The organism is Salinicola sp. (genome assembly GCF_982684285.1).
On the sequence record NZ_CEXLVS010000314.1, the window covers coordinates 1 to 3,547 of the forward strand.

A 3,547-nucleotide genomic window follows, 5' to 3' on the forward strand; every position below is an offset into this window, starting at 1 on the left:
GATGGTAGTGTGGGGTCTCCCCATGTGAGAGTAGGTCATCGTCAGGCACTTATTCCCAAACCCCAGCTTCGAAAGAAGCTGGGGTTTTTCTTTGTTGGACTGATTTCGAGTCAGCGTTAGCGTAGCGAGGTGATTGTGAATCGAGTGCCCAACGAGTGGCTGCTGTATTGCCGAGCCGGTTTCGAGCCAGATCTCGCCGCCGAGATCACGGGGCGCGCATCCGAAATCGGCGAGTTTGGGCAGGTGGTCATGGCAGAAGCCAATAGCGGTTTCATACGCTGGCAAAGCCATGACTTTCGGCCCGCAAATAGCATTCATCGCGAGCTGCCGCTGAAGTCACTGGTGTTCGCGAGACAGTCACTCGTCGCGTTCGAGCCACTTGCCCTCTCGCGTGAGGACCGAATCTCGTCAATCGCGGATCTGGTCAATGAGAGTGGCTGGAATTTCGAGTCGATCTGGCACGAGACCCCGGATACCAATGACGGCAAGAGTCTTGGGCGCCTGGCCAAGTCTCTGAGCCGGCCTCTGGAGAGTGCGCTGAAGCGAGGAGGTGGCCTGCGGCGCAAGGCCGGGGGACGTAGGCTCCATCTGTTCTGGCTGGCCGGCGATTCGATACAGGTCGGCATGAGCTTTCCGGGCAATCGCAGCGATCATCCGGGTGGGATTCTGCGCCTCCGCCATCCCGCCGATGCTCCGAGCCGTTCGACTCTCAAGCTCGAGGAAGCCTGGCATACCTTCGTGCCGAAAGAGGCCTGGGAATCGCGCCTGCACGGCGGCATGCAAGCCGTGGACCTGGGCGCAGCGCCGGGTGGCTGGACCTACCAGCTGGTGCGTCGTGGAATGTTCGTCTATGCCATCGACAACGGGCCCATGGCGCCAGGATTGATGGCGACGGGGCAGGTCGAGCACTTGCGTGAAGACGGTTTTGTCTGGGAACCGCCGTACCGGCTCGACTGGCTGGTGTGCGATATCGTCGACAAGCCGATGCGAGTGATCGATATGGTCGAACGCTGGCTGATCAAACGCTGGTGCCGCGAGGCGATTTTCAACCTGAAACTGCCGATGAAAAAAAGGTGGGAGGAAGTTCGGCGTTGCCTGATACGGCTCGAGGGTTCGTTGAAGACTGCAGGCGTGAGCGCTAGCATCGCCTGTCGCCACCTGTATCATGACCGTGAAGAGGTCACCGTCCACGTGAGACTGGATGAATGAACGACGATAGCTTGCGCGAGGCAACCATGAACGACGCTCGGCTTCATCAAGGGGAGAGACTGGATACACGGGGACTCTACTGTCCGGAGCCGATCATGCTGATGCACAACAAGGTGCGAGACATGGCAACCGGTGACATCCTGGAAGTGCTCGCCACCGATCCGGCGACGACCCGCGACATCCCCAAGTTCTGCAATTTCCTGGGGCATCGGCTCATCGAACAGAGCCAGGATGGGGAAGAATACCGCTATCGCATCCTGTTGGGATGAGATAGCGGCGAAGCGGGCCGGTTGGCCACTCTTTTCAGCTGACGGGTCAGTTCCCCGGCATGACCATCAGTGCCAGCGCCTCCAGAGTATCCGGATCTTCGTTCCGGATGCGGTTGGCAATATTGCGCTGGAAAAAATAGAGCGTGTGGTGGCGACTTCGACCGGGATAGAGGCAGTCGTCCCCCAGCAGAACGGGAAGTGACGTCGCCCGTGTGTCGTCGACCAGCATCGCATCGACGGCCCCATTGCTGTAGAGGTGCCAACCGAAGATCTGCTTGAGTTGCCAGGGCTTGCCATCCTCGTCCATGCACAGTGCGTGCGTGCCCTGGGTTTCCGGCAGTTGCTGGGTCAACGAGACGTCCTGGGTTTCTTCATAATCGAAATAGGCTGCCGCGTGCGCCAGCTCGGCAATCTTGTGCTCGGGAGCGTCGTGGAATATCTCGTGCGTCTCGGGATCGCGATAGCCCACGAAGTGGCCATATTCGGGGTCGTCCAGCTCGTGGCAAGGTGCCAACGACTCCATCCAGGGCACCAGGCCGACGACTTCGTCGTCTTCGCGCAGTCCCCATGCCAGCAGTGGCATGCCGTACAGCGTGTCGGGATCGGAGGCGAGGTAGTAGAGCATTTCCAGGCCGTCGAGTTCGGGCGATAGCCGGACCAACCGCTTCCTGGCTCTCAGCCGATGCCTCATGGTTTCCAGATCAATGATCTGCGCGGATCGAGGGGAAAGTGGGACACCCATGGCTACCCTCCTGGTCGGCAATGTCTCGGCTTGAGGCCTGATGCCAGTATTAGCACAGCCAGGAAGGGCATGTTAAGCCCCGCGGTAGACTCAATGACGATAATTTCAGCTTTTCGTCAACCGACGGCTACCGACCTGCCATAAACGCCAGGCGAGTAGCCCCGCTGCCGTCGTCAAGCCCGCATTGAGGCCGATCCAGTAACCATAGATGCCCAGTGCGTCGAACAGGTTCTCCAGGCCGCGCCCCAGCAAGTGGCCGCATCCCAGGCCGACGAACCAGTAGGAAAACAGGGTGATGCCCATGACGACCCTGGTGTCCTTGTAGCCACGCAGGGCGCCGGCCAGGTTGACCTGGAGCGAGTCCGAAATCTGAAACAGCATGGCCAGCAGAATCAGTGACATGGCCAGGGTGCGCACATCGACGTTGCTGGTGTAGAGCGACACTACCGGAGCCGCCAGAAGCCAGATCAGCGTGCTGTTGAGCAGCGCCAAGGCAAAGCCGACGCCGATACCGTTCCAGGCCACGAAGCGTGCCTCGGCCGCATTGACCGCCCCGAGTCGGTTGCTGACCCTGACGGTCAGGGCCATGCTCAACGACAGCGGCAGCATGAACAGTATCGACGTGACATTGAGGGCGATCTGGTGCGCAGCCACGGTGATCTCGCCGAGGTAGGCGACCAGAAGCGTGATCACGGTAAACAGCGTGACCTCGAAGAAGATGGCCAGGCCAATCGGGAGGCCGATATACAGAAGCTCCGCGATATCCTGCCAGCGGGGCGGGGTCGGGGAGGCCCACAGGACTACCGGGGCATAGGCACGACTGCGAGTGGTGTACCAGATCATACCCAGGCACATGGCCCACATCGATACGGCGGTCGCGATACCACATCCGAATGCACCCAGCGCGGGTAGCTGCTGCAGAAAAAGGGGGATCCCGTTGCCGAATAGCCCGACCAGTCCCGGGCCGCCGTAGATCAGCAGAAAATTGCCGGGAATATTGACCGCAAGACCGAGAAGGCTGATCCACAGCGCGGGCCGCGTATGATGCATGCCGTCGGAGAAGGCGCGTAGCGCTTGGTATATCGCCACGGCGGGAATGCCGAAAGCGGCGGCGTTCAAGTAAGCGGTCGCCAGACTGGCGACATCGGCGGGAATCTGCATCAGGTGGAAGATGGCGCTGGCGCCCAGCGTCATGGCCAGGGCGCTGAGAATTCCCAGGATCAGCGCCACCCAAAGCGCCTGGTGGACCTTGCCGCGGACCTGATCGTGACTCCCGGCGCCCATTCGATGCGCCACGATGGGAGTGAGGCCCATCAAGGTTCCGGTC

At 60.6% G+C, this 3,547-nt stretch carries 4 protein-coding genes; 2 read left to right on the forward strand and 2 right to left on the reverse strand.

Features of this window, described 5'->3' with window-relative positions; translation table 11 throughout:
* Positions 1-132: 132 nt before the first annotated feature.
* Both rlmM and tusA read left to right on the forward strand, forming a co-directional pair.
* Positions 133-1,209, forward strand: coding sequence for a 23S rRNA (cytidine(2498)-2'-O)-methyltransferase RlmM (rlmM, locus tag AC3AYF_RS18895; RefSeq protein ID WP_295041206.1), 1,077 nt, complete (start codon positions 133-135; stop codon positions 1,207-1,209).
* A gap of 26 nt (positions 1,210-1,235) precedes the next feature.
* Positions 1,236-1,478: a sulfurtransferase TusA gene (gene tusA, locus AC3AYF_RS18900; RefSeq protein ID WP_149435781.1), complete on the forward strand. Its 243-nt coding sequence runs from the start codon at positions 1,236-1,238 to the stop codon at positions 1,476-1,478.
* A 46-nt stretch (positions 1,479-1,524) separates the two neighbouring features.
* Here the strand turns inward: tusA and AC3AYF_RS18905 are convergent, their stop codons facing one another.
* Positions 1,525-2,220 (reverse strand): hypothetical protein, encoded by a 696-nt coding sequence (locus AC3AYF_RS18905; protein WP_295041204.1) that lies wholly within the window; start codon positions 2,218-2,220, stop codon positions 1,525-1,527.
* Positions 2,221-2,325: 105 nt separating this feature from the next.
* Positions 2,326-3,547: MATE family efflux transporter (locus AC3AYF_RS18910; protein ID WP_487780186.1), on the reverse strand; the 1,222-nt coding region annotated here is incomplete at its 5' end.

Coding starts and splice junctions, on each gene's coding strand:
- tusA (WP_149435781.1), top strand. CDS start 1,236: ATGAACGACGCTCGGCTTCATCAAGGGGAGAGACTGGATACACGGGGA.
- AC3AYF_RS18905 (WP_295041204.1), bottom strand. CDS start 2,220: ATGGGTGTCCCACTTTCCCCTCGATCCGCGCAGATCATTGATCTGGAA.